This is a genomic window from Rhizobium sp. UGM030330-04, assembly GCF_003208455.1.
Taxonomy (GTDB): domain Bacteria; phylum Pseudomonadota; class Alphaproteobacteria; order Rhizobiales; family Rhizobiaceae; genus Agrobacterium; species Agrobacterium rhizogenes_A.
Window position 1 is genome coordinate 1 of sequence record NZ_QKML01000054.1, and the last position, 1123, is coordinate 1123.

The 1123-nt window shown below is 53.7% G+C and carries 1 protein-coding gene and 1 pseudogene; one reads left to right on the forward strand and one right to left on the reverse strand.

Features of this window, described 5'->3' with window-relative positions; genetic code table 11:
* Positions 1-111 precede the first annotated feature (111 nt).
* Positions 112-471: a hypothetical protein gene (locus N434_RS25440; protein WP_181424079.1), complete on the forward strand. Its 360-nt coding sequence runs from the start codon at positions 112-114 to the stop codon at positions 469-471.
* A 161-nt stretch (positions 472-632) separates the two neighbouring features.
* On the opposite strand, the pseudogene N434_RS25445 reads toward N434_RS25440, so the two are convergent.
* Positions 633-1123, reverse strand: a pseudogene (locus tag N434_RS25445) (IS3 family transposase); the annotation flags it as partial.

Sequence of the window (1123 nt, forward strand, 5' to 3'; positions counted from 1 at the left end):
CTGGCCTCACTCGATTCACCCATGCTTTATGATTATTCACCGCCAAGCGATGGGGACGGCAGCCTGGGCGCTGTCACTCCACGCAGGAAAATCGGCTCGACGAGGTAATGCATGCGCGTACGACTCACCTCCGCTTGTGTGCTCGGCAAGAATACGTTCTGCGCTGCATTCAGTGAAAGTGAATACGATGGCATGCATTCGTTCATTCTTGTATTTGAGGGAGATTTCGAACAACCTTGGACACGATTTGATGTTCCCCGTATTATAGACAGTACTGCGGGCTGGTTAGGGGCGGATGGCAAACCGGTTGTTTATGTCAAAAGCGATGAAGGAGATGTCTATTCTCTTTCTGCCGGCGAAGAGCCTCGGCATGAGAAAATAGAAGGATCGGGTGTTTATAGTGAGGGCGCGGAGGGGCTTGGCTACACCAACCGTATTGTCGCTATAAATGAAACTCTGTTCGTAACGTGATACCATTCACAATTGTACCGGCGAACTGGTTCCGCGTGGGAATGGCTCCACAAAGAAAAGCTGCCGAGGCCCGAAGCCGGGTACGAGTATCTTATATTCGGCGATTTGGCCGGGTCTGAATAGCCCCGAGTTTGGTAGACACCCCTCGGGTTAAATTTCTGCTGCTTCTCGAACTCGACGGGCGACAGCATCCCGTTTCTGACGTGCTTGCGTTTCGGGTTGTAGAACATTTCGATGTAGTCGAACACGTCCTGGCGAGCTTCATCGCGTGAACGGTAGACCCTGCGACGTATCCGCTCTTGCTTCAGAACGTTGAAGAAGCTCTCGGCCACTGCGTTGTCATGGCAGTTGCCGCGTCGGCTCATCGAGTGAAGCAGATTGTGGTGCTTGAGGAACGAGGTCCAGCCCATGCTGGTGAACTGCGAACCCTGATCCGAGTGGATCAGCCCTTGTTCTTCGGCTTGCGCCGCCACACAGCCATGAGCAGAGCCTGCAACACGACGTCGGTGGTTTGGCGGCTCTGCATTGCCCAGCCGATCACACGACGCGAATAGAGATCAATGACATCAGCGCAAATGCGAAGCATTTGTCGCGTGGGCCAGATAAGCGAAACCTTCGCAGGTTCGGATGTAGGTGATATCCGTCACCCAAG